Annotated in this window: 28 protein-coding genes and 1 tRNA gene; 20 read left to right on the forward strand and 9 right to left on the reverse strand. The window is 63.0% G+C overall.

Going from position 1 to position 25,083, the window contains the following annotated elements; genetic code table 11:
* Window positions 1–96 precede the first annotated feature (96 nt).
* From ACWGTO_RS08440 to ACWGTO_RS08465, 6 genes are all read left to right on the forward strand, one after another.
* On the forward strand, window positions 97–435 hold the full coding sequence (locus tag ACWGTO_RS08440) for a hypothetical protein (protein ID WP_454574409.1): 339 nt from the start codon (window positions 97–99) through the stop codon (window positions 433–435).
* Between the two features lie 194 nt (window positions 436–629).
* On the forward strand, window positions 630–1,217 hold the full coding sequence (locus tag ACWGTO_RS08445) for a TetR/AcrR family transcriptional regulator (protein WP_454574410.1): 588 nt from the start codon (window positions 630–632) through the stop codon (window positions 1,215–1,217).
* Window positions 1,218–1,329: 112 nt separating this feature from the next.
* Window positions 1,330–1,905, forward strand: a complete 576-nt coding sequence (locus ACWGTO_RS08450) for a DUF308 domain-containing protein (protein WP_454574411.1) — start codon at window positions 1,330–1,332, stop codon at window positions 1,903–1,905.
* Between the two features lie 118 nt (window positions 1,906–2,023).
* Entirely contained in the window at window positions 2,024–2,233 is a 210-nt protein-coding gene (locus ACWGTO_RS08455; protein WP_454574412.1) for a hypothetical protein, read from the forward strand.
* 26 nt (window positions 2,234–2,259) lie between these two features.
* On the forward strand, window positions 2,260–2,565 hold the full coding sequence (locus tag ACWGTO_RS08460) for a PilZ domain-containing protein (RefSeq protein ID WP_454574675.1): 306 nt from the start codon (window positions 2,260–2,262) through the stop codon (window positions 2,563–2,565).
* A 192-nt stretch (window positions 2,566–2,757) separates the two neighbouring features.
* Window positions 2,758–3,942, forward strand: a complete 1,185-nt coding sequence (locus ACWGTO_RS08465) for a L,D-transpeptidase family protein (protein ID WP_454574413.1) — start codon at window positions 2,758–2,760, stop codon at window positions 3,940–3,942.
* A 682-nt stretch (window positions 3,943–4,624) separates the two neighbouring features.
* On the opposite strand, the gene ACWGTO_RS08470 is transcribed toward ACWGTO_RS08465, so the two are convergent.
* The 3 genes from ACWGTO_RS08470 to ACWGTO_RS08480 all read right to left on the reverse strand — a co-directional run bounded on the left by ACWGTO_RS08470 (window position 4,625) and on the right by ACWGTO_RS08480 (window position 6,838).
* Entirely contained in the window at window positions 4,625–4,816 is a 192-nt protein-coding gene (locus ACWGTO_RS08470; RefSeq protein WP_454574414.1) for a hypothetical protein, read from the reverse strand.
* 393 nt (window positions 4,817–5,209) lie between these two features.
* On the reverse strand, window positions 5,210–6,154 hold the full coding sequence (locus ACWGTO_RS08475) for a DMT family transporter (RefSeq protein ID WP_454574415.1): 945 nt from the start codon (window positions 6,152–6,154) through the stop codon (window positions 5,210–5,212).
* Between the two features lie 264 nt (window positions 6,155–6,418).
* Window positions 6,419–6,838 (reverse strand): VOC family protein, encoded by a 420-nt coding sequence (locus ACWGTO_RS08480; RefSeq protein WP_454574416.1) that lies wholly within the window; start codon window positions 6,836–6,838, stop codon window positions 6,419–6,421.
* Window positions 6,839–7,306: 468 nt separating this feature from the next.
* On the opposite strand from ACWGTO_RS08480, the gene greA reads away from it, so the two are divergent.
* On the forward strand, window positions 7,307–7,789 hold the full coding sequence (gene greA, locus ACWGTO_RS08485; protein ID WP_454574417.1) for a transcription elongation factor GreA: 483 nt from the start codon (window positions 7,307–7,309) through the stop codon (window positions 7,787–7,789).
* A gap of 240 nt (window positions 7,790–8,029) precedes the next feature.
* Here the strand turns inward: greA and ACWGTO_RS08490 are convergent.
* A tRNA-Ser gene (locus ACWGTO_RS08490) sits at window positions 8,030–8,119 on the reverse strand.
* Between the two features lie 358 nt (window positions 8,120–8,477).
* Here ACWGTO_RS08490 and ACWGTO_RS08495 point away from each other — a divergent pair.
* From ACWGTO_RS08495 to ACWGTO_RS08510, 4 genes are all read left to right on the forward strand, one after another.
* Window positions 8,478–9,233: a hypothetical protein gene (locus ACWGTO_RS08495; protein ID WP_454574418.1), complete on the forward strand. Its 756-nt coding sequence runs from the start codon at window positions 8,478–8,480 to the stop codon at window positions 9,231–9,233.
* Window positions 9,234–9,348: 115 nt separating this feature from the next.
* Window positions 9,349–9,672 carry a hypothetical protein gene (locus ACWGTO_RS08500; RefSeq protein WP_454574419.1) on the forward strand — a complete coding sequence of 108 codons (324 nt, stop codon included), beginning with the start codon at window positions 9,349–9,351 and terminating at the stop codon, window positions 9,670–9,672.
* A gap of 233 nt (window positions 9,673–9,905) precedes the next feature.
* Entirely contained in the window at window positions 9,906–10,895 is a 990-nt protein-coding gene (locus ACWGTO_RS08505) for a BMP family lipoprotein (RefSeq protein ID WP_454574420.1), read from the forward strand.
* Between the two features lie 70 nt (window positions 10,896–10,965).
* On the forward strand, window positions 10,966–11,421 hold the full coding sequence (locus ACWGTO_RS08510) for a GNAT family N-acetyltransferase (protein ID WP_454574421.1): 456 nt from the start codon (window positions 10,966–10,968) through the stop codon (window positions 11,419–11,421).
* On the opposite strand, the gene ACWGTO_RS08515 is transcribed toward ACWGTO_RS08510, so the two are convergent.
* On the reverse strand, window positions 11,416–11,811 hold the full coding sequence (locus ACWGTO_RS08515; protein ID WP_454574422.1) for a hypothetical protein: 396 nt from the start codon (window positions 11,809–11,811) through the stop codon (window positions 11,416–11,418). The genes ACWGTO_RS08510 and ACWGTO_RS08515 overlap by 6 nt on opposite strands.
* Before the next feature lie 14 nt (window positions 11,812–11,825).
* On the reverse strand, window positions 11,826–12,035 hold the full coding sequence (locus tag ACWGTO_RS08520; protein WP_454574423.1) for a SlyX family protein: 210 nt from the start codon (window positions 12,033–12,035) through the stop codon (window positions 11,826–11,828).
* Window positions 12,036–12,251: 216 nt separating this feature from the next.
* Here ACWGTO_RS08520 and ACWGTO_RS08525 point away from each other — a divergent pair, with 216 nt between their 5' ends.
* The 6 genes from ACWGTO_RS08525 (at window position 12,252) to deoA (ending at window position 18,553) form a co-directional block, all read left to right on the forward strand.
* Window positions 12,252–13,784, forward strand: coding sequence for an ABC transporter ATP-binding protein (locus tag ACWGTO_RS08525; RefSeq protein WP_454574424.1), 1,533 nt, complete (start codon window positions 12,252–12,254; stop codon window positions 13,782–13,784).
* Complete coding sequence (locus ACWGTO_RS08530; RefSeq protein WP_454574425.1) at window positions 13,781–14,920, forward strand: ABC transporter permease; 1,140 nt, start codon at window positions 13,781–13,783, stop codon at window positions 14,918–14,920. Before ACWGTO_RS08525 ends, ACWGTO_RS08530 begins: the two co-directional genes overlap by 4 nt.
* A gap of 1 nt (window position 14,921) precedes the next feature.
* Window positions 14,922–15,893 carry an ABC transporter permease gene (locus ACWGTO_RS08535; RefSeq protein ID WP_023671125.1) on the forward strand — a complete coding sequence of 324 codons (972 nt, stop codon included), beginning with the start codon at window positions 14,922–14,924 and terminating at the stop codon, window positions 15,891–15,893.
* Between the two features lie 114 nt (window positions 15,894–16,007).
* Entirely contained in the window at window positions 16,008–16,400 is a 393-nt protein-coding gene (gene cdd / locus ACWGTO_RS08540; protein ID WP_454574426.1) for a cytidine deaminase, read from the forward strand.
* Window positions 16,401–16,412: 12 nt separating this feature from the next.
* Window positions 16,413–17,234 (forward strand): purine-nucleoside phosphorylase, encoded by an 822-nt coding sequence (locus tag ACWGTO_RS08545; RefSeq protein ID WP_454574427.1) that lies wholly within the window; start codon window positions 16,413–16,415, stop codon window positions 17,232–17,234.
* Window positions 17,234–18,553 carry a thymidine phosphorylase gene (gene deoA, locus ACWGTO_RS08550; RefSeq protein WP_454574428.1) on the forward strand — a complete coding sequence of 440 codons (1,320 nt, stop codon included), beginning with the start codon at window positions 17,234–17,236 and terminating at the stop codon, window positions 18,551–18,553. Before ACWGTO_RS08545 ends, deoA begins: the two co-directional genes overlap by 1 nt.
* A gap of 9 nt (window positions 18,554–18,562) precedes the next feature.
* Here the strand turns inward: deoA and ACWGTO_RS08555 are convergent, their stop codons facing one another.
* The 3 genes from ACWGTO_RS08555 to ACWGTO_RS08565 all read right to left on the reverse strand — a co-directional run bounded on the left by ACWGTO_RS08555 (window position 18,563) and on the right by ACWGTO_RS08565 (window position 20,999).
* Window positions 18,563–19,126, reverse strand: a complete 564-nt coding sequence (locus tag ACWGTO_RS08555) for a TIGR02281 family clan AA aspartic protease (RefSeq protein WP_454574429.1) — start codon at window positions 19,124–19,126, stop codon at window positions 18,563–18,565.
* A 129-nt stretch (window positions 19,127–19,255) separates the two neighbouring features.
* Complete coding sequence (upp, locus tag ACWGTO_RS08560; protein WP_095084682.1) at window positions 19,256–19,885, reverse strand: uracil phosphoribosyltransferase; 630 nt, start codon at window positions 19,883–19,885, stop codon at window positions 19,256–19,258.
* Between the two features lie 142 nt (window positions 19,886–20,027).
* Window positions 20,028–20,999, reverse strand: a complete 972-nt coding sequence (locus tag ACWGTO_RS08565) for an adenosine deaminase (RefSeq protein ID WP_454574430.1) — start codon at window positions 20,997–20,999, stop codon at window positions 20,028–20,030.
* A 135-nt stretch (window positions 21,000–21,134) separates the two neighbouring features.
* Between ACWGTO_RS08565 and ubiE the strand changes: the two genes are divergently transcribed.
* From ubiE to coaBC, 3 genes are all read left to right on the forward strand, one after another.
* On the forward strand, window positions 21,135–21,911 hold the full coding sequence (gene ubiE, locus ACWGTO_RS08570; RefSeq protein WP_454574431.1) for a bifunctional demethylmenaquinone methyltransferase/2-methoxy-6-polyprenyl-1,4-benzoquinol methylase UbiE: 777 nt from the start codon (window positions 21,135–21,137) through the stop codon (window positions 21,909–21,911).
* Window positions 21,912–21,954: 43 nt separating this feature from the next.
* The gene (gene ubiB / locus ACWGTO_RS08575) at window positions 21,955–23,529 is read left to right on the forward strand and encodes a 2-polyprenylphenol 6-hydroxylase (RefSeq protein ID WP_454574432.1); all 1,575 of its coding nucleotides are present in this window, start codon (window positions 21,955–21,957) and stop codon (window positions 23,527–23,529) included.
* Between the two features lie 79 nt (window positions 23,530–23,608).
* Entirely contained in the window at window positions 23,609–25,081 is a 1,473-nt protein-coding gene (gene coaBC, locus ACWGTO_RS08580; protein ID WP_454574433.1) for a bifunctional phosphopantothenoylcysteine decarboxylase/phosphopantothenate--cysteine ligase CoaBC, read from the forward strand.
* Window positions 25,082–25,083 lie beyond the last annotated feature (2 nt).

Here is a 25,083-nt window from a genome sequence, read left to right on the forward strand (position 1 = left end):
AAAGTTAGCGGTGGCCAAGCGAATAGCGGTGAGCGCGGGCAGCGGAACCATCCTTGTCCGTTGGCCGTTCAACTTACTTCAATGAAAGGAACAGCCATGGCCGACAACGAAACCCCGAAGATTTCCACCCGAGAAGCCCAGGAAGCCCTGGAGAAGCAGGTCGCATCGCTGAAGCGCGAGATCAGCAAGATAAACAGGACGCTTGCCGACCGTGCCGAAGAAGCCGTCGAAGAGGCAGGCGGCTGGTATGGCGGCGCCACCGAACGCGCGGCACGAGCAGCCCAGCAACTGAGATCGCAGGCGCAGACAGTGTCCGAAACCGTCCAGCAAAATCCCGGTACCATCAGCAGCGCTTTCGTACTCGGTGGCATTGCCGGGCTGCTAATCGGCCTGCTGCTGGGGCAAACCCAGGAACGTGACCGCCGCTGGTTCTAGCGGGGCAGCCGGAGGTGAATTTGGCGCGGTCTGTCCCGTTGCGGGATGGACTGCGGGATTATCGCACCTGCCGGCTTAGCCGGCGGGCTTTCATTCTGGGGTGGATTGCCAGATCGGTCGCAGGCCTTGGCGTATATTTCCTTGCTTTGAAATTCGGGATTGACAGCTGTCCTACTAGTAGGTAGGTAAGCGCCATGACCAATCTTGTGATGACCTCCGATCAAATTCTGGCGTCGGCGCGAAACTTCATCGTGTCGGGCGGCTACAACGGATTCAGCTATGCCGACATCGCCGGCGAGGTGGGAATCCGCAAGGCGAGTATCCACCATCATTTCCCCAGCAAGGTCGATCTCGTCCGGACGCTTGTTGCCCGCCATCGCGAGCGTACCGAACTCGCCATGGCAGATCTGGAAAGTAAGGTCCCTGACTCGCTTGCACTGCTTCGAGCCTATGCCGGGCACTGGGCAAGATGCATTGAAGACGCGAGCGTCCCGTTTTGCGTTTGCGCGCTGCTTGCCAGCGAACTCCCGGCACTCCCGCCTGAAGTTGCCGTCGAGGTGCGGACTTACTTTCGCTTTCTGTCGTCCTGGTTGACCAAGGTCATGGAGCAGGGCGCTGAACAGGGGGTTCTCAGATTCGCCGGCTCTGCCGGGCTGGAGGCCGAGGGGTTCATGGCGACTGTCCATGGCGCGATGCTGTCGGCGCGTGCCTATGGCAACCCTGCCGTCTTTGACGCCATCCTGACGCCGACCGTGCAACGTCTATCGGCGAAGGTTCACTAACAGGGAATTCGCGCCGACAGAGGAGCGAAACCTCCACCGAATTATTCCCGCAACTCATCCATCATGCCTACCTTCTAGTAGGTATACTACGTCAAACACGAAGGAAATCAGAATGCTTGCCAAGACAAATGAAACCAACCAGTCCACCTGGCTCAAGAGCTACTATTTCATACGCTTTGCCGTCGCGGCCGCCTGGGTCCTCCTGGCGTTCACGGTCGCCAAGGCAATGCCGTCCCTGGCCGCCATCATGCTGGTCGCCTATCCCGCCTGGGATGCGCTGGCCAATTTCGTCGACGCCCAGCGCAGCGGCGGCTTGAGCCGCAACAAGACGCAGCTGCTCAACTTCGTCATCAGCGTCGTCACCACGGTGGCGGTCGCCATTGCCCTCGGCAAGTCCATGAATGCGGTCCTGGCGGTGTTCGGCGTCTGGGCGGTCCTGTCTGGCCTTTTCCAGCTCGCCACCGCGATTCGACGCTGGAAGTCCGGCGCGCAGTGGGCGATGGTGCTGAGCGGCGCCCAGTCGGCGCTGGCCGGCATCTTTTTTGTGAAGATGGCGGGCACTGCGGCGGTGATCGACATCACCAACGTCGCGCCCTATGCCGCGTTCGGCGCCTTCTACTTCCTGGTCTCCGCGGTCTGGCTGACGGTGAGCGACGCGCGGCGCAAGTCGGCACCGGCCGCTGGCTGAGGGCCTCACCGGTCCGAAGCGGTATTGAGATCCGCGCCGCCTGACGGCGGCCCCCAACAGTTCAGTTGAGTTTCCTGGCCGCGGTCGTATGTTTGTTGACCGCGGTGGAGGATCACACGTGACCATTCGAAGCAAGGCCACGGAGGCTGGAATTCTCCGGCCATCCGAACTCGACCTGTTGGGGCGTGTATTTCAGCAGCTCAAGCGCGACGGTCAATCGCCGGAAGCACGCGATGCTCTCGCATCCCGGATTATCGCGAACTATATGGCCGGCGTGATCGACGAAGCCGAGCTCGTCAGTCTTTCGAGGCAACCGCTGGGCCGGTAGCGCCTTCCAACCCGCGTTCCAGAATGATGGGTTTCAGTTCGTCAAATCAGAGGAATAAGCCAGTGCCGACTGACCCACCAGTAGAGCGACGGTCGCATATCCGGGACCTTGTTCTGAAGGAAGCGACGATCCAATCCGGCGACGCCACTATCAATTGCCTGGTCTGTAACCAGCACGCCCACGGTGCGGAGTTACGGGTGAAGGCCGATATCGCAATTCCCGACCGTTTCGTGCTTCACGTGCCCGTGGATCAAACCAGTTATCGCGCCGTGGTGCGGTGGAGAAGGAAGGAGCGACTTGGGGTGCAACTCGATTCGGGAAGGCAGACGTAGAGGCGGTAGCCACCAGCCATGCCTGCATGCACCGCCTCGGGTGGATGTCATCCGCTTCCGCGCAATCGCCGCTCGGATTGGCCAGCCGTAATCACAACCGGCTACGCTGATGCGAACGCGATTGCCGATCGACCCAATGTCCACGCCGGCCCCAGCCAATCAATTAGGCCGGGGTTACCTCAACCGGCTGACTTGGCACCGGCAAAAGCCGCCACTCCTGAGGTGACCAGTGCCCGTCGCACTGAAAAGGCTCGCCACATCGACGTGGCGACCCTTTCCATAAGATTTGCCGATGAAATCAGCTGTCGGCGAACGGAACCAGAAAGGCCGTTCCGCGTCATAAGGGAGGTCCTGTGCAGCTCCGGAGTTGACTCGATGTTTAGGCTCCTTCTTTTCGCCGCCGCGCTCGCCCTCGCTTGCGACGGGGCGGAGGCGGCCAAGCTGGACCAAACCGCCGTCAATCAGGCCCAATTCGGCGTCGGCCAACCCAAAGGTGACAATCCAACTATACTGAAAGCGCAGATTCTTCTGGATCGCGCCCGATTCTCGCCGGGCCTGATCAACGGCCGCCTCTCCGAGAACTTCGCCAAGGCGGTTAGCGCCTTTCAGACGGCGAACGGATTCCAGTCCGATGGCAAGCTCACGCGGGAGACCTGGGATAAGCTGATGACAACCTCCGCCAGCCCGGTTCTGGTAGCCTATGAGGTGACACGTAAGGATGTGCGCGGACCATTTACCAAGCGGATTCCGGCCCGCATGGAGAGGATGGCCCGGCTGCCGCGGCTGGGCTACCGCAACGCGGTAGAGAAGCTGGCGGAGCGCTTCCATATTAGCGAACAATTGCTGAGAAGACTTAATCCCCGCGCCGGTTTCGGGAGGGCCGGCGTGACCTTGATGGTGCCAGATGTTGGCCGGGGCGATGCTCCTGCGGGCGTTGCCAGTGTCGAGGTCGACAAGGGCGCCCGCCAGGTGCGCGTGCTCGATCCTTCCGGCAGATGGCTCGCAGTCTACCCCGCATCGATCGGGAGCGACGAGAAGCCGGCGCCAAGCGGCATGACAGAGATCAAGCGCGTAGCGCATAATCCTACCTATCACTATGATCCGGACTTCGCCTTCAAGGGAGTAAGGACCAAGCGGCCCTTCACCATTGCCGCAGGGCCGAACAACCCCGTTGGGTCGGTCTGGATCGATCTCTCTATCGAAAGCTACGGCATTCACGGCACGCCCGAACCCGGCAAGATCGGAACGACGTTCTCGCATGGCTGCATCAGGCTGACCAACTGGGATGCCGAAGACCTCGCCTCCATGGTGCAGAAGGGCACGAAAGTCAATTTCAAGGACGAGACAGCGGACGCAGAAGTCAAGCGCGCCGATTAGACCATGCGCACCGCGATGGGCTGCCTAAGGGGCTTGAGCTCTTGAGGGCGGCAACCCCTCAAGAAGCCGTAGTTGCCGACGGCTTCACTGCTGTCTCGGTAACACACCTGGTCGGTCACTGCTTCGACTTCGGAGTAACTCTTTGATCCGGACCTTGTCGCCGATCGACGCGCTCACCTCGCCACCCACCAAACGATGACGGCACACAGCAAAAACACGAGCGCGGCACACGTAATCAATATACCTCTTCGTGATTGCCATCTCGGCGGCTCAGCGGGCACAGGCGTGAACTGCTGGGCATGCTCCGTAGCGATTTTCAGGAGGGAGGAAGCCGTTTCGTGCGGCGTCCACCCTTGCGCTTCCGACGCAGTCACCAGCGCTGCGAATGCGGCTTCCAAGGCGACTTCACAGTTGGCCGCCCGGTCTGGGCTATCCTTTGGCAATATGGGTGGTTCGACGGCTCGGGACATGCAGACAAATCGACTCGCCGATAAAAGGTTCCCGCGTGATCAGGGCAACCTGTCGATCAGCTGGCAAGGGTCAGCGCGTTGACCCAGCGCAGAGGCCTTTTTTGTTTTTCGCCCCCCAGCTGGCTAGTGCATACAGGCCTGCCAGTGGCCAATGCCCCTCTATCACCTTGGGGAGGCGTCCAGCCGTTTGCCTGATACAAGGCTACAGGTGTCTACAATCGCCTGAAGTCCGCAAGCCCCAACCGTATGCGCTGACCTTCCGCATAGGCCAGTGCGAACGATTCCAGATCGAATGATCGGGTCAGTTCCTGGTCATCCTCGACCACGCGGACGAACCATTCGCCGCAGGCCTCGGTCACTTCAACACAGGGGCAAGCCCAGACGTTGAATGTTACATCATCCATTTCGCACTGCCTCCCGCGCAATGTGGACAATCACGAATTTATGGGACCGCCGAAATCAGTTCTTCAAGTCACAAAAGTCTTTAGGGCCCCGACCAAACTTAACCGAGGACCCGCGCCTTCTCCCTATACGGAAGAAGCGCGCAGGCCGCCGGCTACCCACCCCCGCCAAGCAAAGGGATTATCTGCCGGGGGACCGTTGCCAGCAATAAAGTTTGACATAGTGGCGCGAAAATCCTGCGACGAGGCAAATCTCGCGATAACCCACCCACCTTTGCGATCAGCGGGTCCAGCGCCTGCGGGACGACTGCGGACGAACATCGCAACATCGCACGCGGCAGGAGCATGGTCGCGGGTCAAGCAACCGCTTGCCAAGTTGCGTTGTCGGTCCGGCGGTCAAGCTGACCTTGGTTTGATCACGGTGGCAAGTACGATGCCGGCGACGATGAAGGCGGCACCGACCAGATCGTAATCGTGCAACTCCTCGCCCAGCAGAAGATAGGCGAGCACAGCGACGAACACCGTCTGAAGGTAAAGCAGCATGCTCGCCCGGCTCGCGCCGAGCGTTTCCACGCTTTTGTTGTAGAGATAGTACATCAAGGCGCCGCCGGGGCCTGCCAGATAGGCGAGCGCGAGAATGCTGTGGACGTTCATGGCGGAGCGTTCGTCGTTGAACAATTCCCACACATGGAAAGGCAAGGCGACCAGCGCACCGGCGCCGAGCAGCAGCACGACCATCGGCAGGAGTTCGATGCCGAATTTGGCGCGGCGCAAAAGCACGGTGTACAGGCCCCAGCAGAAGGCGCTGCCGACGATCCACAACTCACCGGCGTTGAACTTGAGTTGCAGCAGCGCCGTCAGGTTCCCGTGCGCAACGATGAAAATCATCCCGGCGAGCGCAACCAAGGCGCCAAGCGACTTCCACAGCCCGAGCGGCTCGCCAAGCACGAAACGGGCGAGCACCATCGTCATGACAGGCGACAGCGCCATGATGATACCGGCTGTGGTGGCGTCGGTGTCGTCGAGGCCATGGTAGATCATACCCTGGCACAGCGTGAGGCCGATCGCCCCCACGGCGACGACCTCCACAGCGCGCGTGCGCAAAAGCCCTATCATCGCGTCGTGATGACGGTGCACAATCGGCAGCAGGATCGCGCAAGCAAGCGTCAGCCGCCACAAGCAGAGGCCCCAGGGCGGCATTTCAGGCGCCACCCATTTGGCCGCGATATAGACACCGGCCGAGAGCAGCCAGCACAGGACGGCGGCCGGATAGCCGGTCAAGGAGGATATGGGCCTGACCTCGGGTTGCGCGGCTTGATGCGCTATCGGCATTGCCTGCATGTCATGCCCTCCCCTTCGATGACGTAGGCCCGACGGGGCAACATAGCCTGCGTTGTTGGGTTGTGCATCCGTTTTGAAAGGATGAGGCCAAAAGGAAACTGCGCTCGGCCACCACATGTCTTTGATGGAGCGAGGAGGTTCTTTCGGGCGAGGGGATGCGACGACCGGAACGCGTCAACTCACGACACTGGAAGTTCAACGTCCGTTAGTTGTTCACTCCACTACAAGCGTGCCTACTGCCTCAAGGCTGATCGAATAACGATGTCAGTCCGCCTTGTCGCCGGAAGGCATGGCGGAAACATCCATCCACATCGCGCCCACGGCATGGCCATCGGGATCAGCGAGGTCGCGCGTATACATGAACCCATGATCTTCGATTGGATTGATGTCGGCGGTGCCACCGTTCGCAGCAGCTGCAGCGGCCATCGCATCGACCGCCTCGCGGCTGTCCAGGGATAGCGCCAGCATTACCTCGCTGGACGTTGATGGCGGGATGGGGCGAGTGGTCATGGTCTGCCATTTTTCACGGCTCAGCAGCATGAAGTTGATTTCTTCACTCCACACCATCCCGGCAGCCGTCTCACTGGTAAACCCGGGATTGTTCTTGAAGCCGAGAGATTCATAGAACGCCATGGATGCCTTCACGTCGGTCACCGGCAGGCTCACAAAAATCTTCTTGCTCATCGATCATTCCTTGGGTTGTTGAGATCCGGCGAGTCTCGCCTTCTTCAAGACGGTTGGCCGCCCACAGACCCGACACAGCATCTCAACTTTTTTAGATCGCCATGCGGCGCTCCAGATCGGCAGAGAGTTCGGCCGCAAGGAGACCGAAGTCATGCTCCTGCCGTCCGTTGACTACGAGCGGCACCCGATGCCAAGGAACGAAGCTGAGTTCGGGGAGGTATAGGACTGCTCAATCTGTTTGGTCGATCCGGCCCCATGCGAATAGCGACGCACCTGCCGCTAGGCATCGGGTGAGGGTCCGGGACGAAAAAAGGATCGCCCGCTTCCAGCATCGAATGCAAGGAAGGAGCCTGCCCTGCGCACACGTATGGACGTTCCTGCCGAGGCCAGGCGCCAGATTGTTGCAGCTTTGCGGTCAGCCCTGCGTTATCTGATTAATGACGGTGTTCGACAGGGAGTTTTGACCAATTGAGCGTAGCATTTGCAAAGGAGGAAAGCGCAGAGGCAGCGGCGGAAACCATATTGCCGGCTCGGCCTATCTCCGATCGGATCAACCTCGTCACTGAGGCGGGGCTCAAGATGTTGCAGGATGAATTGGCTCACGCCCAGCAGGCTCTCGAGGCCGCCAACGCGCTGGACGATGTCAACGAAAGGCGGCGGCAGTCGGCGGTTCCGGTCCGAGATATACGCTATTATACCGAACGCGTCCGTACAGCCCAGCTTATGTCTGCACCGACCTCCTATGAAGTGATCACCTTCGGTCACACCGTTACCTTCGAGCGGGACGATGGCCGCACTCAGACCTTCCGCATCGTCGGTGAGGATGAGGCCAACCCATCTCAGGCCTCCATGTCGCATGGTTCACCGGTTGCCATCGCGCTGATTGGCAAAACCGTTGGAGATGTTGTCCATCTAGGGCAGCGCGAACTCGAGATCCTGTCCATCTCCTAGCTGGACATCGGGGGAAGTGCAGATGTTTTGCCCCTTCGGGTGATGCGCAGGGAGTTCTGCGTAGGCAGCGTCAACTCGGGGCCACCAAGGGCTAAGAGCAGCTATTTGTGGGCTCCGATGAAGCGCAAAAGCGCGGTGCGCGTCCCGCACTTCAAGCAAACAGCCTGTTGGCGAGCCATAAAGTGGGTCTCTACTAACAGTTTTCTATCAGGTTGATTTTAATCAGTTTTATTGAATAGCTGGCGGAGAGAGCGGGATTCGAACCCGCGTTACGGTCTCCCGTAAACACACTTTCCAGGCGTGCGCCTTCAACCACTCGGCCACCTCTCCGTCCTTGCATTCGCGCCGGCCGGTTTTGCCGCGCGGGTTGGGGAGATGCATCCCTTTGGGAAGTGCGGGGAGACCCGCGTCACGGGCGCCGCCAACCAGCGGATGCCCTTCCCGGCGCCCGTCAATCAAACAGGCGCGGGGCTCATCTAGTCGATCCGGCGGCGAATGCCAAGCCATAACGGCAGTCTATTCGCTTTGCCGGCATGCATTGTTTCGCGGGACAGCCAACGCCTCGGCTTCAACGGCGCCTCGGTTGCAAATGGTGTGCACAGGCAAGGCCGTGGGGACGGCTTCGCTTGACTTCGCCCCGGGCCAGTTGTCGAGTGAGGCGGAGGCTTTGCGGGGGCAACGTCCGGACATGACATCGAGCAATGAACAGCCGGCCAGCGGAACGCCGGCCGGAGGCGTGCAAGGCAGCGGCGTGCCGGGCGGGCTGCCGCCGCCCGGGCGTTCGGACCTGTCCTTCATCCCGGTGGTCTGGCTGGCCTTCGTCATGGCGTTGTCGGTCTATGGGCTGGTCTCGGCCTGGTGGCTGGTGGGCAGTTCCGGCCTGCCGGACACGGTCTTCTATTTCGTCCTTGGCGCGCTGGCCTTCGACATCATCACCATCCTGTGGGGGCTTTATCTGCTCGGCCTCGCCTTCGGCCGTTCGGCGCACTTCCCTCGCCAATTCACCTTCTGGCAGATCGCCGTCATCGTCTTTCTGCTGGCAAGGCAGGCCTATGTGCTGGCCGTGCCGGAATTCGTCTTCTCCGCCAGAAGCCTGGCCATCACCGCAGCCGAAATCGGCATCGGCCTGTTTTGCATCTACCTGCTGCGCCGCGATGCCGGACCCGCGGCCGTCTATACCGCGCGGCAAGGGCAAGCACCGTCAGCCTTCGCCTCGATTGCCGCAGCCCTGCTCGGCATCATTCTTGGCGCGGTCGTCGGCGCCGTCGCCGGCTTCGGACTGGGCGCGGGGATTGCCGAACTCACCGACATCAGCTGTTTCGAGGGCGGCTGCGGCTATTTTGCCGTGTTCATCGGCCTTGCCGGGCTGGTGGTCGGCGCCATTGCCGGCGGCATCCTTGCCGTCTGGCTCGTCCACCGGCGCAGCCGAAAGGCGGCGATATAGGCGGACGGGGGCTTCAAATTCGCGTAGGCCGATTGCGCGCTGGGCCTACGCATTCTATTCCTCGTCTTGACCGGAAGGTCCTCGGGAGGAGCTTGAGGACCGGAGGAAGATTTCGATGTTCCGTTTTCTGTTTCGCCTCGCGGCCATGGTCGCACTTTCGGTCGCCGTCATCATGGCGGTGCTTGATGCGACGCGCTCGGTGGCGGCCTCCACACTGGTCATGACCCCGCTCAATTCGAGCTGGCTCGCCGTTTCGCCCGACACTCGCGCCGCCTTCGAGACCTTCGTGCGCGCCAAGGCCAATCCGATGGTCTGGGATGGCGGCATCGCCTGGGTGCTTGCCCAGCCTGGCTTTGCCGTGTTCGCAGTACTTGCCTTGCTGCTCTACGCGATCGGCTACCGGCGCCGGCGGCGAGGCGGAGAATTCGCCCCGGGATGACGGCTTGTTCCCGCGGACTTGCGACGCCACCGGGGCAACCGTCGATGACCGTCACTGCCTTGGGCAATGCTTTTCCAAAAGGTCAAAATTCCGCGTGAATTTTGTTTCGGGCCGTGCCAGATTGCCTGGAGCGGGAGGGGAGTACGCTCCTGGCTGATGTCGCATGCCTGCCGGAGAACCGGGCAGGCGGGCGGCGCGTAACGGAAAAAAATAACCGACAGGGTGTGGATCACATGAAACGTATCGTTCTCGGCCTCCTGGCCGCTACCGCAATGGTTCTTCCGGCTTTCGCCGCGGATGTCCAGCCGGCCATCCTCTACGATCTCGGCGGCAAGTTCGACAAATCCTTCAACGAGGCTGCCTATCACGGCGCCGAAAAGTTCAAGACCGAGACCGGCACTCCCTATGTCGAGTTCGAAGTGTCCAATGCCTCGCAGCGCGAGCAGGCGTTGCGCCGCTTCGCCGAGGACGGCCGCAACCCGATCGTCATGGCAGGCTTTGCCTGGGAGGATGCGCTGAAGGTGGTCGCGAAGGAATATCCCGATCTCAACTTCGCCATCATCGACGATGCTGTCGATATGCCCAATGTCCGCTCGCTCGTCTTCAAGGAAAACGAAGGCTCCTATCTCGTCGGCATCATGGCGGCGATGGCCTCGAAGTCCAAGAAGGTCTCCTTCATCGGCGGCATGGACATTCCGCTGATCCGCAAGTTCGAATGCGGCTATGTCGGCGGCGCCAAGTCTGCCGGCGCGACCGACGTCATCCAGAACATGACCGGTGACACGCCGGCGGCGTGGAACGATCCGGCCAAGGGCGGCGAGATCGCCAAGACGCAGATCGACCAGGGCTCCGACGTGGTCTATGCCGCGGCCGGCGGCACCGGCGTCGGCGTGCTGCAGGCGGCGGCGGATGCCGGCAAGCTCGGCATCGGCGTCGATTCCAACCAAAACGGCCTGCAGCCCGGCAAGGTGCTGACCTCGATGCTGAAGCGCGTCGACGTGGCCGTCTACACCGCCTTCATGGACGGCAAGAACGGCACCTTCAAGGGCGGCCTGCAAAATCTCGGCCTCAAGGAAGGCGGCGTCGACTACGCCATGGACGACAACAACAAGGCGCTGGTCACCGACGAGATGAAGGCGGCGGTCGAAAAGGCCAAGGCCGACATCATCGCCGGCACGATCCAGGTGCACGACTACACCGCAGATAATGCCTGCCCGTATTGATCGGTAACCACTGACGTTTCGAACCGCCGGGTGCAAGCCCGGCGGTTTTGTTTTGGGGGGTTCAGTTGTCATGCCGACGACAATCGAAGCTATGGAGGAGGGCGACGTGGAGGCGGTCGCAAGGCTGCGGCTTGCCGCGTTCTTCGCTGGTAGCGGACGAACATTCGCGGAAGACGCGGCCGGGCTTCGCGAATTGATGGCCAGCGACGGGTTCGAGGCCGCGTTCGTTGCGCGAGACCAGGGCCAACCGATCGGCAGTTGTCTGCTGGTCCGTAACGAGATCGATCCGGCGCACGATTTGACGCCATGGCTTGCCGGGCTGATCGTTGACCAAGACCATCGACGGCGCGGTATCGGCACGGCGCTGGTCGGAGCAGTCGAAGCCCATGCGATATCGGCTGGTGTGGCCAAACTCTATCTCTACACCTGGCAAGCGCGCCGCTTCTACGAAGCGCTCGGCTGGGTGGAGGTGCAGACCTTCGCGCAGGATGGCGAACCGATGGCTCTGATGTCGCGCGCGCTATAAAGTGCCCACGAGATAACCCAGCGCAAACACCACGATCAGTGCAATGGCGATGGCGAAGCCTCGTCGGCCGCCAAGCGAATGCACGCCGACACCGTAGGGGCGGCGCTCCAGCCTGCTGATCACCGGCGTGGGCTTTATCTCGTCCTGGCCGACAACGCGCATTTGCGGCATTTCGGCGATGCGCTGCGAGATCAGTCGCCAGCGGTCGCTGCCGCCCGACGGCCGCCCCGTGCGATCGAAGACATGCATGCGCTCGGCCAGCCGCATCACCGTGTCGCGGAAGGCAGGATCGATCTCGAGGTCGCGCTCGGCGCGTTCCCGGTCGCGCTCGTTCATCAGGCCAAGCACATAGTCGCCGGCACGCGCAACGCGATCGCTTTCACTGGCCATCGGCCTTCTCCTTGCTACCAGTGCGGTGGTCTGGTTATCGGCACATCAGGCGCCGACTGTTCCTCCAGCGCCATGAAGCGCTCGGTCAGGACATCGAGCTTGCGCTGCATGCGCTCGATCACCTGCCACTGCTCGGCGATCTGGCCCGACAGTTCCTCGATGGTCTTTTCCTGTTCAGTGGCGCGGATTTCCAGCGTCGTCAGCCGGTCGGCAGGCATGATCATTTAAAAAATCCTTCGGTCCTGGCGTACACGGTTGCAGAATGCTGCGGACATTGAGCCTTGTATATTAGTGAATGCGAAGGTCTCCGGCCACGTTCGAAATTGACAATCGCACCGGGATTTGTCGAGAGTGGTCACTGCGCCGCCAATTGGCACAGACGGGGCATCATGCTAGGCGTTTTGACCAAGCGATAAAAAAATAAGAGTGGGACAGGCTGCATGGCGCAAGCCGCAATCGAACTGATCGGCATCAACAAGAGTTTTGGCGCCGTGCGCGCCAATCGCGACATCAATCTGGAGATCGCGCGCGGCACCATCCACGGCATCGTCGGCGAGAACGGCGCCGGCAAGTCGACGCTGATGTCGATCCTCTACGGCTTCTACCAGGCTGACAGCGGCGAGATCCGCGTCGGCGGCAAGCCGGCGTCGATCAAGACCTCCAATGATGCCATCGCGCTCGGCATCGGCATGGTGCACCAGCACTTCATGCTGGTCGACAATTTCACGGTACTGGAAAACATCATCCTCGGCGCCGAGAGCGACGCGCTGCTGAAAAAGAGCATCGCCAAGGCGCGCTCCGAACTGGAGCGCCTCGAACGCGAATACGGGCTGGAAGTCGATCCCGACGCCATCATCGAGGAATTGCCGGTCGGCCTGCAGCAGCGTGTCGAAATCCTCAAGGCGCTCTATCGCGGCGCCGAGATCCTCATCCTCGACGAGCCGACGGGCGTGTTGACGCCGGCCGAGGCCGACCATTTGTTCCGCATCCTCAAGCAGTTGAAGGACCAGGGAAAAACGGTGGTGCTGATCACCCACAAATTGCGCGAGATCATGGCCATCACCGACAATGTCTCGGTCATGCGCCAGGGTACGATGGTGGCGACGCGCGAGACAGCAAAGACAACTGTGGGGGAACTCGCCGAACTGATGGTCGGCCGGCGCGTGCTGCTGCGGGTCGAAAAGGGCGAGGCGGAAGCCGGCGCCGTCAAGCTCGCGGTCAAGAACCTGACGGTGAAGGATTCCCGCGGCGTCACCATGGTCGACGACATCTCCTTCGATATCAAAGCCGGCGAGATCGTCGGCATTGCCGGTGTGGCCGGCAACGGCCAGTCCGAACTGCTCGAGGCGATTTCCGGCATCAGGCACGCCGTGTCAGGCTCGGTCATGCTCGACGGCAAACCGATCGACTTGACCGGCAAGGCCGATCCCGGCGAATTGCGCGATCGGGGCTTGGCGCATGTGCCGGAGGATCGCCACCATGTGGGGCTGGTGCTGGCCTTCGAGGAGAACGAGAATTCGATCCTCGGCTATCATGACGACCCGCGCTATCTCAAAGGGCCGTTCCTGAACATCGATGCGATCATGGCCGACGCCAAGGACAAGATCGAGAAATACGACATCCGGCCCGGCAATCCGCGCTTGAAGACGGCGAATTTCTCCGGCGGCAACCAGCAGAAGATCGTGCTGGCGCGGGAAATGGAACAGGACCCGGGTGTTCTCATCGTCGGCCAGCCGACGCGCGGCGTCGATGTCGGCGCCATCGAATTCATCCACAAGCGGCTGATCGCCATGCGCGACCAGGGCAAGGCGGTGCTGGTGGTGTCGGTCGAACTCGACGAGATACGCTCGCTGTCCGACCGCATCCTGGTGATGTTTGCCGGCCGCATCGTCGGCGAGCGCGGCCCCGAGGCGACCGAAGGCGAGCTTGGCCTGCTGATGGCCGGTGTCGAGCGCCAGGAGGCGGCAGAATGAGCACGCCTTACGCCAAATTGCCCGCCTGGGCCGATTATGGGCTGATCCCGCTGATCAACCTGTCGGTGGCCTTCATCGTTGCCGGCTTCGTCGTCATGCTGGTCGGCGAAAACCCGTTCCGCGCCGCTGTCATCCTGGTCGAAGGCGCCTTCGGCAAGGGAACCGGCATTGCCTTCACGCTGTTTTATGCCACTACCTTCATCTTCACCGGCCTGTCGGTGGCGGTGGCTGCGCATTGCGGCCTGTTCAACATCGGCACCGAGGGCCAGGCCTACATTGCCGGCCTTGGCGTTGGCGTGGTCTGCCTCGCCTTCGACAGTGTGTTGCCATGGTGGCTGACCTTCCCGCTGGCGATCGCCGCCGGGGCCGCGGTCGGCGCGTTGTGGGCGCTGATCCCGGCCTATCTGCAGGCCAAGCGCGGCTCGCACATCGTCATCACCACCATCATGTTCAACTTCATCGCCGCCTCGATCATGGTCTACCTCCTGGTCGGACCATTGAAGCCGACTGCCTCGCAGGCGCCGCAGACGCGCAACTTCCTTGCCGGGGCCGAGTTGCCCAAGCTCAACTGGATCATCGAACTGTTCGGCGCCAAGATACGGTCGGCGCCGTTCAACATCTGCTTCCTGCTGGCGCTGGTGATGGCCTTCCTGGTCTGGCTGCTGATCTGGCGCACCAAGCTCGGCTACGAGATGCGCACCTACGGCCACAGCCCGAAAGCGGCGCGCTATGCCGGCATTTCGGAGACGCGCATCATCATCATCGCGATGATGATCTCGGGCGCGCTGGCCGGTATGATGACCCTGAACCCGGTGATGGGCGACCAGCACAATGTGGCGATCGACTTCGTCTCCGGCGCCGGCTTCGTCGGCATCGCCGTGGCGCTGATGGGCCGCCTGCATCCGGTCGGCATCGTGCTGGCGGCGATCCTGTTCGGCATGCTCTACCAGGGTGGCGCCGAACTTGCCTTCGAGATGCCGGCGATTTCCCGCGACATGATCGTCATCATCCAGGGCCTGGTCATCCTGTTTGCCGGTGCGCTGGAGCACATGTTCCGGCCCTACGTCCAGGCGCTGTTCGCCTCGTTCAGTCCAAGGTCGGTCGGCATTGAAGCCGTCAAAGGGAAGGGCGCCTGAGATGGATGTCTTCATCGCCATCGTGCAGATCCTGGACTCGACCATACGTCTGTCGGTGCCGCTGCTGCTCGCCTGCCTTGCCGGCCTCTATTCCGAACGCGCTGGCGTCTTCGACATCGGGCTGGAAGGCAAGATGCTGGTCGGCGCCTTCGCAGGTGCGGCTGCAGCTTCGGTGTTCCATTCGGCCTTCCTCGGTCTGGGCATGGCGATCGTGATGTCGGTCGCCTTTGCGCTGGTGCACGGCTTCGCCTCGATCACCCACCGCGGCAACCAGATCGTCTCCGGCGTGGCAATCAACTTCGTCGCCGCCGGCTCGACCATCATTCTGGGCCAGGCCTGGTTCCAGCAAGGCGGGCGCACGCCGGCGCTGCAGCCGGGCGAGCGCTTCGAGGCCATCACTCTGCCAGGTGCTGCCGCCATCCACGACGTGCCAATTATAGGGCCGATCTATTCCGAGCTTCTGTCCGGGCACTCGATCCTTGTCTATCTCGCCTTCGCCATGGTGCCGTTCACCTGGTGGGTGCTGTTTCGGACGCGCTTCGGGCTCAGGCTGCGCGCCGTCGGCGAAAACCCGGCCGCCGTCGACACCGCCGGCATCTCGGTCGCTTGGCTGCGCTACCGGGCGCTGATTTGCACCGGTATCCTCACCGGCATCGCCGGCGCCTATCTGTCGATGGTGCAGAATGGCGGCTTCGTGAAGGATATGACCGCCGGCAAGGGCTACATCGCGCTGGCGGCACTGATCTTCGCCAAATGGCGGCCGGTCAACGCCATGTTCGCCTGCCTTCTGTTCGGCTTCCTCGACGCGGCGGCGATCCGCCTGCAGGGCTCGCCGCTGCCGCTCATCGGCAAGGTCCCGGTGCAGTTCATGCAGGCGCTGCCCTATGTGCTGACCGTGATCCTGCTGGCCGGCTTCATCGGCAAGGCGATCCCGCCACGCGCCGGCGGCGTGCCCTATGTCAAGGAACGGTGATCCAGGCACGCTAGTCCGAGACCGCTGAGCCGAACCTGCGGCTCAGCGCTTGAAAGGCGCCAGGAAAACGCAAAGCGCCGGGTTTTGACCATGATCGTCGGAGAGAACACCTGAATGTCGCATGATCTGTTCGAAGCCGCGCAGGAGGCCATGGCCAAGGCCTATGCGCCCTACTCGAAGTTTCCGGTGGGGGCGGCGTTGCGCACCGACGACGGTCGCGTCTTTACCGGCGCCAACATCGAGGTCGCGTCCTATCCGGAAGGCTGGTGCGCCGAGACCACTGCGCTCGGCCATTACATCATGGGCGGCGGCGGCAAGATCGTGGAAATCGCCGTCATTGCCTCGCGCATGGCCAAGTGCTCGCCCTGCGGCGGCTGCCGGCAAAGGCTGGCGGAGTTCTGCCGGCCGGATACGAAACTCTACCTCTGCGACAATGGCGGCGTGGTCGAGACCGTGACCATGGGCGACATGCTGCCCTACGGGTTCCGTGGCGACATTTTGAAATGAAGATTGGCTGACATGAAAGAAGCTCTGGACCATCTTGTTGAGAAGCTGGACGGGTTGGCGCCCACCACTGCTATGGTGCTGGGGTCGGGCCTTGGCGGGCTTGTCGACCAGGTCGAAAATGCCGTGCGCGTTTCCTATGCGGACTTGCCGGGTTTCCCCAGAAGCGGGGTTACCGGCCATGCCGGCGAGGTGGTGGCGGGGCTGTTTGCCGGCACGCCGGTGCTGATGCTGTCGGGCCGCGCCCACTATTACGAGCACGGCGTTGCTGCGGCGATGCGGCCGGCGCTGGAAGTGCTTGCCGGCATCGGCATCACCAAGCTGATCCTCACCAATGCCGCCGGCTCCGTCGATCCCGACATGCCGCCGGGATCGGTGATGCTGCTCACCGACCACATCAATTTCTCCGGCTCCAACCCGCTGATCGGCGAGCCGAGCGATCGCCGCTTCGTCGGCCTGACCGAAGCCTATGATGCCGGTCTGCGCGCGGCCATCGAACGCGCCGCAAAAGCTACGGGAACCAAGCTGCATCAGGGCGTCTACATGTGGTTTTCCGGCCCGTGCTTCGAAACGCCGGCCGAGATCCGCATGGCTCGCATCATGGGCGCCAATGCGGTGGGCATGTCCACCGTGCCGGAGGTCATCCTCGCTCGCTTCCTCGGCCTGCGCGTTGCCGCCTGTTCGGTGATCACCAACCTTGCCGCCGGGATGACCGGGGCGGAGCTGTCGCACCAGGAGACCAAGGACATGGCGCCGATCGGCGGCGCGCGGCTGGCGACGATCCTTGCGCATGTGTTCCAGGACGGGTTGCCGGAGCCGAAGGGCCACGGCGCCTGATGCTTCCGCAGGAAATCATCCGCCGCAAGCGCGACGGCCAGAAACTGTCGGGTGAGGAGATAGCGGTCTTCGTTGCCGGTGTGACCTCGGGCAACGTCACGGACGGCCAGGTCGGCGCCTTTGCCATGGCGGTGTTCTTCAACGGCATGAGCCGCGACGAGGCGGTGGCGCTGACGCTGGCGATGCGCGATTCCGGCGACGTGCTCGACTGGTCGGACCTGCCGGGTCCGGTCACCGACAAGCATTCGACCGGCGGTGTCGGCGACAATGTCTCGCTGATGCTGGCGCCGATCGTCGCCGCCTGCGGCGCCTATGTGCCGATGATCTCAGGTCGGGGCCTTGGCCATACCGGCGGCACGCTGGACAAGATGGACGCCATCCCGGGCTATATCAGCCAGCCGGACATCGCGCGTTTCCACAAGACGGTGCTCGAGACCGGCTGCGCCATCATCGGCCAGACCGCGGACCTCGCGCCCGCCGACCGCCGGCTCTATGCGATCCGCGACGTCACCGGAACGGTGGAATCGGTGCCGCTGATCACCGCCTCGATCCTGTCGAAGAAGCTGGCCGCCGGGCTGCAGTCGCTGGTGCTCGACGTCAAGGTCGGCAACGGCGCCTTCATGGAGAAGTCGCGCGACGCGACCGCACTGGCCAACAGCCTGGTCGAGGTCGCCAATGGCGCCGGCCTGAAGGCCTCGGCGCTGGTCACCGGCATGAACGAGCCGCTGGCGTCGGCGGCCGGCAACGCAGTCGAAGTGCGCAACGCCGTCGACTTCCTCACCGGACGGTTCCGCGACAAGCGGCTGGAGGATGTGACACTGGCGCTGGCCGCCGAGATGCTGCAATCGGCGGGGTTGGTATCGTCGCAGCAGGACGGTCTCAGGCGCGCGACTGAGACGCTTGCCGGTGGCCGCGCAGCGGTCGCCTTCGGCCGCATGGTCACTGCCCTTGGCGGTCCCGCCGATTTCGTCGAGAAGCCGGAAAAATACCTGCCCAAGGCGGCAGTGGAGTTTGCAGTCAAGGCGACCGGCAATGGTTTTGTCACCGGCATTGCCACACGCGATATCGGCCTTGCCGTGGTGGGGCTCGGCGGCGGGCGGACGCGGCCGGACGACCGGATCGATCATGCGGTCGGCATCACCAGGCTGCTGCCGCTCGGCGCCGAGGTGCGGGCGGGCGAGCCGCTGGCGCTGGTCCATGCCCGGACGGAAACGGAGGCCGAAGCGGCCGCGGCTGCCATACTCTCGGCCTATACAGTTGGGGGTTCAAAGCCGGCCGCCGACAAGACCGTCATCCGGCGGGTGCTGGCGCGCGGCTAGTGGAGGGCGCTACTGCACGAGCAGCAAGGTGCCGTTTTCGACCTGGTATCTTGCCAGCCGCTGCAAAAAGCTCATGCCGATCAGGTTGGTGCGAAGCGCCCTGTCGTCGAGGACGACGGCCTGGATGTTGTCGACGCTGATCTTGCCGATCTGCAGGCGATCGATGCTGACGACGGCGGCCCTGATCGTGCCGTTGGCGGTGTTGACCTGATGGCTGAAATCCGACGGGCTGAGCGAGATGCCGATGCGGCGCGCCGTCGAGGTGTTGATGGCGACCAAAGTGGCGCCGGTGTCGATCATGCCGTCGACCTGGCGGCCGTTGAGCTTGAAGGCGGAGGTGAAATGGCCGCGCTCGTCAGCCCCCACCATGACCTTGCGGCCGGTGGGCAGGGGTGGTGCCGGTTTGTCGGGAACCGAGGCAAGGTTCAGCTCGGGCTGCGGTTCGGCGGCCGGCTTGCTGGCGACGGTCGACTTCAGCAGGCCGTCGAGGATCTGCGGGTTCTGCTGGTAGACGATCGGGATCGACGCCGATGTTCCGGCGAAAACGCCCAGAATGAGAAGCTTGCGAAGCATGAATGGACCTTCGTGAAGGCCCATTCTCGCGCGTCCATGGTGTTTGCCGCTTTAATGTCGGCCCGAAACCGCGGCTTTGCGTAAACGGTTGGTAAACGACGGAATGTCAGCTGGCTTTGGCAGCCGTCGTCATTTGGTTCCGTACATGCGGTCGCCGGCGTCGCCGAGGCCGGGCATGATGTAGCCCTTCTCGTTGAGCTGGCGGTCGATGGAGGCGGTGAAGACCGGGACATCCGGATGCGCCTTGGTGAAGCGCTCGATGCCTTCGGGCGCCGCCAGCAGGCACAGGAAGCGGATGTTGGTGGCGCCGCGCCCTTTCAGCTTGTCGATGGCCGCGATGGCCGAATTGGCGGTGGCCAGCATCGGGTCGACGACGATCACCAGCCGGTCGGCGAGATCGCTCGGGGCCTTGAAGAAATATTCCACCGCCTCCAGCGTTTCGTGGTCGCGGTAGAGGCCGATATGGGCGACGCGCGCCGCCGGCACCAGGTCGAGCAGGCCTTCGAGCAGGCCGTTGCCGGCGCGCAGCACCGAGGCGAAGACCAGCTTCTTGCCCTCCAGCGTCGGCGCCTCCATGGTCTCGATCGGCGTCTCGATGGTGGTCGTCGTCAGTTCGAGGTTGCGGGTGACCTCGTAGCCGAGCAGCAGGGAAATCTCGCGCAGCAGCCGCCGGAAGCCGGCAGTCGACGTCTCCTTCTTGCGCATGATGGTCAGCTTGTGCTGGACAAGCGGGTGGTCGACGACGGTGACGCCCTGCATGGGTTGCTCCGAGCTGGGTGGTGAATGGTGAATAGTGAATAGTGAATGGTAAGCCGGTTTGCGAGTCTTTTGCGAGTTGTCCAACGGCGATGCTTGACGGGCAGGTCCAGCCCCCGACCATTCACCATTCACCATTCACCATTCACTTCTTCGCATCGAGCCGTGCCAGCAATGCGCTCTTCGTCTTCCTGTCGACGAAAGCCGCCTCGATCGCCGTTCGCGTGACGGCGGTCTGTGCCTTTTCGTTCATGGCGAAATGTTCGGCGGCAATGTCGTATTCGCGCTTCAGCGAGGTCCAGAAGTAGGGCGGATCGTCGGAGTTGAGCGTCACCTTGCAGCCGGCTGCCTGCAGCGCCGGGAAGGGGTGGTCGGCGAAACTGTCGTAGACTTTGAGCGCGATGTTGGAGCCGGGGCAGCATTCCAGCACCACGCCTTCGTCGGCGATGCGCCTGACAAGGTCGGGGTTTTCGATGGCGCGCACGCCATGGCCTATGCGCGAGGGGCGGATGTGGTCGAGCGCGGCCTGCACGGTCTCCCAGCCGGTCAGTTCGCCGGCATGGATGGTGATGCCGAGGCCGGCCTCGCGGGCGATCTCGAAAGCCCGGACATAATCCTCCATCTCACCCATGCGCTCGTCGCCGGCGACGCCGAAGCCGGTGACCAGCGGGTGGCCGCAGCGCGCCGCAAAGCGCGCCGCCCGCTCGATCGATTCGAAGCCGACATGACGCACGCCGGTGACGATCATGCGGCCCTCAATGCCGGTCTTGGCCTTGGCGCGCAGCATGCCTTCGCCGAGCGCGTCGGTATAGGCCTTGGGCGACAGCCCGGCCCTGACGGCATGGTCGGGCGAGGTGAAGACTTCGGAATAGATGGCGCCGTCGCGGGCAAGGCTGGTCAGATAATGGTCGGCGAGGCGGGCATAATCCTCCTCGGTGCGGAACAGGTCGGCGGAAAAATCGTAAGCCGCGAGGAAAGAGGTGAAATCGTGCCAGACGAAGGAACCGTTCTGGATATAGGGCGAGGTGTCCTTGCCGTATTTCTGCGCCTGGCGGATGACAAGCTCTGGCGCCGCTGCCCCTTCAATGTGGCAGTGCAGTTCTGCTTTCAAAGGCATTCAAACATCCCGTCGGTCAGTCCAGGTCTTGAAAAGCCCGCCACCTGGAAGCGCGGCTGAACACCGCGCCTTAAACAATAGCGCCCGCACCATCGATCGGCTATGGTCCCGCCGGTTTTATGACGGATGAAAATAATGTCAGTTGAGAGAACCACGGCCGCGGGCGGCATGGAAACCTCCTATGGTTTCAAGAGCGTAGGGCCAGGCGACAAGCAGCCTTTGGTCAACGACGTTTTCCACAAGGTGGCGAACCGCTACGACCTGATGAACGACCTGATGTCGGCCGGACTGCACCGGCTGTGGAAGGATGCCATGGTGACATGGCTCAACCCACCGAAACGTCCGGGCTGGAAAGTGCTCGACGTGGCCGGCGGCACCGGTGACATCGCCTTTCGCATCGTCGACGCCAGCCATGGCAACGCGCATGCCACGGTGCTCGACATCAACGGCTCGATGCTGAGTGTCGGCCGCGACCGGGCCGAGAAGAAAGGCCTGTCCGGCAATACCGACTTCGTCGAGGCCAATGCGGAAGAATTGCCTTTCGCCGACGGCACGTTCGACGCCTACACCATCGCTTTCGGCATCCGCAACGTGCCACGCATCGATGTGGCGCTGACCGAGGCTTTCCGCGTCATAAAGCCGGGCGGGCGGTTCCTGTGCCTCGAATTTTCCGAGGTCGAGATGCCGCTGCTCGACAAGGTCTACGAAGCCTGGTCGTTCAACGCCATCCCGCAGATCGGCAAGATGGTGACCGGCGACGGCGAGCCCTATTCCTACCTCGTCGAATCGATCCGCAAATTTCCCAACCAGGCGAACTTTGCTGCCATGATCACCCGCGCAGGCTTCGAACGCGTGTCGTTCCGCAACTATTCCGGCGGCATTGCCTCCCTGCATTCGGGCTGGAAGCTTTGAGGCAGGCAAGCTTGAAGCAAGACGCTTTGCATCGGGTCGGGTCATGAGCAGCGTCGGCGCCGCCTTTCGGCTCGTACGGGCCGGCTGGGTGCTGGTCCGTGAAGGCGTGATCGCCGCACTTCCGGGCGACGAACTCGCCGGCCTGCCGAAATTCGGCTGGCGCATGGCCAGGCTGCTCACCCGCCGCCGCGCGCTCGCCTATCAACGAAGCGACCGGCTGGCCAAGGCTGTGGTCCGGCTTGGGCCCTCCTATGTCAAGCTCGGCCAGTTCCTGGCGACTCGGCCCGACGTCGTCGGCAACGACATGGCGCTCGACCTTGCCATGCTGCAGGACAAGATGCACACCTTCCCGCAGGCTGAGGCCGTGGCGGCGATCGAGGGCTCGCTCGGGCGCAGGATCGGCGAGCTCTACAACGAGCTCGGCGATCCGGTCGCGGCGGCCTCCATCGCCCAAGTTCACCCGGCAGTAGCCATCCACGATGGCACGGCCACCAAGGTGGCGGTGAAGGTGATCCGGCCGGGCGTGCGCCGCCGCTTCTTCCAGGATCTCGAAAGCTATTTCCTCGCCGCCCGGCTGCAGGAGAAATACATCCCCTCATCGCGCCGGCTGCGGCCGGTCGAGGTGACGGAGACCCTGGCGCAGACCACCAAAGTCGAGATGGATCTCAGACTAGAGGCGGCAGCGCTCTCGGAACTCGGCGAGAACACCAAGGATGATCCGGGCTTCCGCGTGCCGTCGGTCGACTGGGAGCGCACCGGCCGCGACGTGCTGACCATGGAATGGGTCGACGGCATCAAGATGAACGACCTGGCCGGCCTCGCGGCGGCGGGCCACGATCTCAAGGCGATCGCCACCAACCTGATCCAGTCGTTCCTGCGCCACACGCTGCGCGACGGCTTCTTCCATGCCGACATGCATCCGGGCAATCTGTTCGTCGAGGCCAATGGCGATATCGTCGCCGTCGATCTCGGCATTGCCGGGCGGCTCGGCAAGAAGGAGCGCCGGTTCCTCGCCGAAATCCTCTATGGCTTCATCACCCGCGACTATCTGCGCGTCGCCGAAGTGCATTTCGAGGCCGGCTATGTGCCGCGCCAGCACAATGTCGCGGCATTCGCCCAGGCGATCCGCGCCATTGGCGAGCCGATCCATGGCCAGCCGGCCGAGACGATCTCGATGGCCAAGCTTTTAACGCTGCTTTTCGAGGTCACCGAACTTTTCGACATGGCGACGCGGCCGGAACTGATCCTGCTGCAGAAGACCATGGTGGTGGTCGAGGGCGTGGCGCGCACGCTCGACCCGGCCTTCAACATGTGGAAGACGGCCGAGCCGGTGGTCGGCGGCTGGATCGCCGGCAATCTCGGCCCGAGCGGCCTTCTCATGGATGCGCGCGACGGCGCCAAGGCCCTGCTGGCGCTCGCCCGCCAGGCGCCGGACCTTGCCGCCCGCACCGATCGGCTGTCGCGCGAGATCGACCTGATGGCCGAACACGGCCTGCGCTTCGACGAGGCGACATCGCGCGCCATCGGCAAGGCCGAAGCTCGTTACACACGCTCCGGAAGGCTGGCGTTGTGGGTGATCGCGCTGACACTGGTCTATATCGCTTGGCGGATTTTCTAGCGCCTAGGCGGAACAGCTTGCCCTGAAATGATTGCATTGCTATCGTTGCAAGCGCATCGGTCGCTCGGAGTGCAATCATATGGCCAGCATCACCATTCGCAACCTTGACGACGAGGTCAAGGACCTGCTGCGGCAGCTTGCGGCGGAGAATGACCGCTCGATGGAAGAGCAGGCGCGGGTGATGATCCGTGAAGCGGTCGAGGGCCAGCTTGGCCCTTCCGGCCGCATCGACCAGATCGAACAGACGCTGCGCGAACTGGCGAACGCACGCAGCCCGATAGCGCCGACTGCTGCTGCGGCCAGCAAGGTCGCGGCGCGGGGCGGCCTTTCCGGCAAGCGCATCCTGCTGATCATCGGTGGTGGCATCGCCGCCTACAAGGCGCTCGATCTGATCCGCCGGCTGCGCGAGCGCGGCGCGGCGGTGCGCGTGGTAATGACGTCAGCGGCGCAGGAATTCGTTACCACGCTATCGGTCGGCGCGCTGTCGGCCGACCATGTCTTTACCGAACTGTTCGACCGCAATGACGAGCATGATGTCGGCCATATCAGGCTGTCGCGCGAGGCCGACCTTTTGGTGGTCGCGCCGGCCACCGCCGATCTGATGGCCAAACTTGCCAATGGTCATGCTAACGATCTGGCATCGACCGTGCTGCTCGCCACCGACAAGAAGGTGCTGATGGCGCCGGCGATGAACCCGAAAATGTGGTCGCATGCCGCGACCCGCCGCAACCGGGCGACGCTTGGCAAGGACGGTATCGCCTTTGTCGGCCCGGCCAAGGGCGAGATGGCGGAAAGCAACGAGGCAGGCGAAGGCCGCATGGCCGAGCCGCTGGAGATCGTCGCCGCGATCGAGGCAATGCTCGACAGCAAGCCCAAGCCGCTGGCCGGTCGCCGGATCATCGTCACCTCCGGGCCGACGCATGAGCCGATCGATCCGGTGCGCTACATCGCCAACCGCTCGTCGGGCAAGCAGGGCCACGCGATTGCGGCGGCACTGGCGAGGCTGGACGCTGATGTGCGCCTGGTCTCCGGTCCGGTCAGCATTGCCGATCCGGCCGGCGTCGCCACGGTGCATGTCGAAACGGCGGCTGAGATGAAAGACGCGGTCGAGCAGCTTTTGCCGGCGGACGCCGCGGTCTTCGTCGCGGCGGTCGCGGACTGGCGCAGCGCCAGCGCCGCCGACGAGAAGATCAAGAAGGTGGCGGGCGAGGGGCCGCCCGCGCTGCAGATGGTGGAAAACCCCGATATTCTGGCCGGCGTCGGCCATCACAAGCAACGGCCGGGGCTGGTCGTCGGCTTCGCCGCCGAGACGCAGGATTTGATTGCCAATGCCGAGGCCAAGCTGAAGAAGAAGGGCGCCGATCTCATCGTCGCCAACGACGTCTCGCATGAAAGCGGGGTCGGCCCTTCGGGCGTGATGGGCGGCGACCGCAACAAGGTGCGGATCGTTTCGAAAACCGGTGTCGAGGAATGGCCTGAAATGACCAAAGACGAGGTGGCGGCGCGGCTCGCCGCGCTCATCGCCGAGCGGCTGAAGACCGTCGTGGTCTGAGG

The organism is Mesorhizobium sp. PL10, assembly GCF_053714315.1.